Origin of the sequence: Alteromonas sp. AMM-1 (assembly GCF_047290655.1) — a bacterium.
GTDB lineage: Bacteria > Pseudomonadota > Gammaproteobacteria > Enterobacterales > Alteromonadaceae > Alteromonas > Alteromonas mangrovi.
The window spans coordinates 1-4,832 of record NZ_JBLBUE010000221.1 but is presented as its reverse complement, the minus strand read 5'-3'; the positions used below and the strand labels follow the sequence as shown (position 1 = coordinate 4,832).

Sequence of the window (4,832 nt, the reverse complement as noted above, 5' to 3'; positions counted from 1 at the left end):
TGAAGCATCAGCGCTTCTTTTTTGGTCAGCTTTTCGAAAGTACCGTCCTGGCTTTGTTGCTCAAGATCTTTAAGACGCTTGATTGACTGACGAACTGTTTTCCAGTTGGTCAACATACCGCCCAACCAACGCTTGTTCACGTAGAATTGGTCACATTTTTGTGCCGCTTCTTTCACTGCATCGCCAGCAGCACGCTTAGTGCCTACGAACAGTACTTTACCTTTCTTGGCAGATACGCCAGACAGGAAGTTCAGTGCGTTGTTGAACAGTGGAACCGTTTTTTCAAGGTTGATGATATGAACTTTGTTACGAGCACCAAAGATGAAAGGCTTCATTTTTGGGTTCCAGTAACGAGTTTGGTGACCAAAGTGCACGCCGGCTTTCAGCATGTCACGCATAGATACGTTTGCCATTGATTTTTCCTCAATTGGGGTTAGGCCTCCATACACCCCTTATATCGATCCGCAAGCGGACACCCCGATACGCAGTAACAGTGTATGTGTGTGTTTAAATTAAGTTTATACTCTTGAGTGTTGCAGCACTGTGACAGCACTGAAACCACATCCGAAATACGGATATTTTCAAAAGCGCGCGCTTTATACCACAAAGCCTCAAAAGACTCAAGAAAACCGGTCAAATTGTACGGATAACAGCGTGTACAACTATACAGGCGCAGCGGTATTCGTTACCATAGCCGTTCATTAACCTGCCCTCATCAAAACAAACAGGGCGGATTATCCCATTTTTTATGATTTGCCAGATGAAAGAGGATTCGGGTGGCTGCAATTATTAAAACCGCTGAAGAAATCGAAAAAATGCGTGTCGCAGGTCGTCTTGCGGCAGAAGTGCTCACCATGATTGGCGATTACGTCAAAAAAGGGGTAACCACTGACGAGCTCAATACGATTTGTCACGATTACATAGTTAACCAGCAGCAGGCTATCCCGGCCCCGCTGAACTACGGGCATCCGCCATTTCCCAAATCGATTTGTACGTCGGTAAATTACGTGATTTGCCATGGTATTCCGTCTGATAAAAAGCTCAAGGACGGCGACATAGTGAACATCGACGTTACCGTGATTAAAGATGGCTATCACGGCGATACTTCCAAGATGTTTATTGTTGGGAAACCCAGCATCATGGCTGAGCGCTTAATTCGCGTAACCCAGGAATGCCTTTACAAAGCCATTCAACAGGTGCGTCCAGGCATGCGCCTTGGCGATATTGGCCACATTTGTCAGTCGCATGCAGAAGCTCACGACTATTCGATTGTGCGTGAATATTGTGGTCACGGTATTGGTGCAGGCTTCCACGAAGAACCACAAATCGTGCATTATGGCCGTCCTGGCACTGGTGAAGAATTGGTGCCTGGAATGTGCTTTACTATCGAACCGATGGTGAATGCGGGCAAACGACATTCAAAGGTTTTGCCTGACCAGTGGACCGTGGTCACTAAAGACCGCAGTCTGAGCGCTCAATGGGAGCATACCTTATTGGTAACGGAAGACGGCGTTGAAGTGCTGACACTTCGCGAAGAAGAAGCACTCCAGCGCGTTTATCATCATTCTTAGTTACTTTACGGCCCGTAAATCCCCCGGTTTACGGGCTTTTTCTTGCCAGGTCAGCGCAACGGCTATTTTCATTACCTGGCAGTTAACCCTGAAGTCAACAAGTGGGTAGCCTAGTGAATTTACAACAGTTATGTGACAGCGTATCAACACTGGATTCTGTAGACGATATAAAAACCATAAAAGGTTTAGTGCAAAACAGCTATGATTGGCTCACGTCTTCTTTTAACCAGGCCCCCATTGATACGCTGGTAACCGGGCGCGCTACTTTCATCGATAGTTTGCTTCAGCGCTTGTGGCAACTGTACGGACTCACCGACATCAAACACCTGGCTCTGTGCGCTGTGGGCGGTTATGGCCGGGGTCATTTGCAGCCTTATTCTGATATCGACCTGCTGATTGTCAGCAAAAAGCCGTTGAAACCTGAGGTAAAAGAAAAAGTAGGCAGATTTATCACGTTACTGTGGGATATACGCCTCGACGTAGGCCAGTCGGTAAGAACAATTAAAGAAACGGTTAAGCTGGCCAAAGACGATATTTCGATTGCCACAAACCTGGTGGAAAGCCGGTTATTATGCGGTTGCAACGAGACTTTCAACGACCTGTGGCACGCTGTAAACGTGAAAAGTAGTTGGACTAGCCAGGCCTTTTTTACAGCCAAATATGAAGAGCAGCTTGCCCGTCACGCAAAATTCAACGGTACGTCTTATAACCTCGAACCCAACATAAAGGAAAACCCAGGCTGTTTACGGGACATTCAGTCGATTGGCTGGGTAGCTAAGAAACACTTTAAAGAATACGACGGGTGGAACCTGGTTGGGCATGGCTATTTTACCGAACAGGAACACGCTGAACTGATTGAATCCCGCATGGCATTGTGGCGTATTCGCTTTGCCTTACATATTGTGGCAGGTCGCAGTGAAAACCGCTTGTTGTTCGATTATCAGACCGACGTTGCGCGCATGCTGGGATATGGCGAGGAAAACAAAACCGCCGTCGAAAAAATGATGAAGGCTTTTTTCCGCACTGTAAGAAGAGTAAGCGAACTAAACCAATTACTGCTGCAACGTTTTCGTTATGACATGCTCAATCAGTCTATTCGCAATAAGCAGCCCATTAATAGTGACTTCTGTTTATCTGACGGGCGGATTTCGCCGGTACACGAAAATGTCTTCCCAACGCCTGAGGCCATTTTAGACTTTTTGAAGGTAATAGCAGATACCCCCGCCACTGTAGGCCTGGATACAGACTGTATTCGACAGCTACGCAATGCACGCCGACGTTTTCAAAGTGCTTATTACGTTGAGCGAGATGCTTGCCGGGCGAAGCTCATCGAATTATTCAGACATCCGCACTTTTTTGATTTTGCCTGGGACGTCATGCATCAGTACGGTATTTTGCAGTCGTACCTGCCCCAGTGGGATCACATAGTCGGTATGATGCAATTCGATTTATTCCATGCCTACACTGTTGATGAACATACCCATCGCCTGGTTAAACACGTTAATCATTATTTTTCAGCCAGCAATATAGAATTCCCGCGTTGCGGCCGAATTGTAAAAGAATTAGATAAACCCGAGTTACTGTATATCGCCGCTATCTTCCACGATATCGCCAAGGGTCGTAACGGCGATCACTCAACGCTGGGAGCCAGAGACGTAGCAGAATTTTGCAAGGCCCATCATATTGATGAAACTGACGCTGAACTGATCGCCTGGTTAGTAGAACACCACCTGCTGATGTCGGTAGTAGCGCAGCGCCGCGACATTTACGATCCTGATGTTGTGAATGACTTTGCAACCGCAGTACGCAGCCATAATCATCTCAATTTACTCTATGCGCTAACTCTTGCAGATATTCGCGCAACGAATGACAACCTGTGGAACGACTGGAAATCTTCGCTGCTCAGAGAGCTATACCTGATGACCCAAAAAGCATTAGACAACGGTTTGCAATGTGGCATTACAATGCAGGAGCGCGTCGAGCAACACAAAGAAAAAGCACTCGCCTTGCTATTGAATCAAGGTGTTAGCAATGATGCACTGGTTGCTTTATGGTCACGCTTTGAAGACGACTATTTTGCCCGCTTCCGTCCGGAGCAAATTGCCTGGCATTCCCAGGAAATTCTCTCGTTTAAGCCGGGTGAAGACGATACGATCATGCTGATCAAAACCAACAATACCATTGCCAAAGGTGGAACAGAATTACTGTTGTACGGTAAGGACCGCCCAGCGCTGTTTGCACAGGTTGCTTCAGTGCTGGATAGTCGCAACTGCACGATTCGCGATGCGCATATTGCGGTCACCCGCGACGGGCAGGTATTTGACAGCATGTTAATTCTGGAAAACGACGGTTCGCGTATCGACAGTGAGTCCCGAATGCGTTCTATTGAAGCGGCGATTGCCGATCAATTATTAAAACCTGGCAGAAGCCATACAAATACGCGTAAACTATCGCGTCAGCACAAGCAACTAAACGTACCGGTAAAGGTGCGTTTTTATTCGGCACAGGACGATGCCACCCTGATAGAGTTGGAAGCACTGGATGCGCCTGGAATTTTGGCAAAAGTAGGCCATGCTTTTGTCGATTGTAAACTCACATTAAAATTAGCCAAAATTGCCACCATCGGTGAACGCGCCGAAGACGTGTTTATCGTCAGTAATGAGCAAGGTAAAGCCCTGACGCCGGAAGAACAGACTGCGCTTAAAAAGCGCATATTGTTTAAACTTGATCAACTTGAAGATATCAACATACCATGACTGAATTAAAAGCCATTATTGAAGCGGCCTTTGAAGACCGCGAGAACATTACTCCATCAGCCGCCCCTGCCAACGTTAAGCAAGCGGTAAGCGATGCTATTGCCCTGTTAAACAGCGGCGAAGCGCGTGTAGCAGAGAAAATTGCCGGCGAATGGGTTGTGCATCAGTGGCTGAAGAAAGCCGTACTGCTTTACTTCCGTTTGCATAACAATGGCGTAATGGAAGGTGCAGAAAGCCGTTTTTACGACAAGGTTCCGCTAAAATACGCGAATTATACTGCTGAGCAATTCGCCGCCGAAGGCGTGCGTATTGTGCCACCAGCTGCCGTCCGTACCGGTTCGTTTGTAGGTAAGAACGTGGTGGTAATGCCTTCTTACGTTAACATCGGCGCCTACGTTGGTGAAGGTTCTATGGTAGACACCTGGGCAACCGTAGGTTCATGTGCGCAAATCGGTAAAAACGTGCATCTGTCAGGCGGTGTGGGTATCGGTGGTGTATTAGAACC

4 protein-coding genes are annotated in these 4,832 nt (G+C 47.3%); 3 read left to right on the top strand and 1 reads right to left on the bottom strand.

Features of this window, described 5'->3' with window-relative positions:
- A partial coding sequence (gene rpsB / locus ACLR2L_RS18935; protein ID WP_413370420.1) for a 30S ribosomal protein S2 occupies positions 1-413 on the bottom strand: 413 nt, incomplete at its 3' end.
- Positions 414-776: 363 nt separating this feature from the next.
- Between rpsB and map the strand changes: the two genes are divergently transcribed.
- The 3 genes from map to ACLR2L_RS18920 all read left to right on the top strand — a co-directional run.
- A complete protein-coding gene (map, locus tag ACLR2L_RS18930) occupies positions 777-1,571 on the top strand; it encodes a type I methionyl aminopeptidase (protein WP_140956216.1) in 795 nt (264 codons plus the stop codon).
- A 113-nt stretch (positions 1,572-1,684) separates the two neighbouring features.
- Positions 1,685-4,327 (top strand): [protein-PII] uridylyltransferase, encoded by a 2,643-nt coding sequence (glnD, locus tag ACLR2L_RS18925; RefSeq protein ID WP_140956217.1) that lies wholly within the window; start codon positions 1,685-1,687, stop codon positions 4,325-4,327.
- Positions 4,324-4,832 (top strand): 2,3,4,5-tetrahydropyridine-2,6-dicarboxylate N-succinyltransferase (locus ACLR2L_RS18920; RefSeq protein ID WP_413370417.1); only part of this gene is annotated, 509 nt, incomplete at its 3' end. The genes glnD and ACLR2L_RS18920, both read left to right, overlap by 4 nt.